The organism is Mycobacterium simiae (assembly GCF_008370645.1).
Taxonomy (GTDB): domain Bacteria; phylum Actinomycetota; class Actinomycetes; order Mycobacteriales; family Mycobacteriaceae; genus Mycobacterium; species Mycobacterium simiae_A.
This window is the reverse complement of the sequence record NZ_VTZN01000627.1, coordinates 1-290: the sequence shown is the minus strand read 5'-3', so window position 1 is coordinate 290 and position 290 is coordinate 1. Positions and strand designations below refer to the sequence as shown.

Here is a 290-nt window from a genome sequence, read left to right as displayed (position 1 = left end):
CTCGGCGATGGCCCACCCCGCCACCCGCCGTGAGCAGCAGTCGATCACCGTGGCCAGGTACAGATTGCCTCCACTCGCCAACGGCAAGTAGGTGATGTCCCCGACATAACGGGTATTGATCTGCGTGGCGGTGAAGTCCCGCTTGAGCAGGTCGGGGACCTTCTGGTTGGCCGGATCAGCCACGGTGGTCGTGACCCGGCGTCGGCGCCGATAGCCGGCGATCCCGTTGGTGCGCATCACCCGGGCCACCCGCTTGTGGTTGACCCGCTCGCCGTCGGGCACACCGTCGT

General features: G+C 67.2%; 1 protein-coding gene. It reads right to left on the bottom strand.

What is annotated here, in order from left to right; translation table 11 throughout:
* Nucleotides 1-290: DDE-type integrase/transposase/recombinase (locus F0Q45_RS27170; RefSeq protein ID WP_149656718.1), on the bottom strand; the 290-nt coding region annotated here is incomplete at both ends.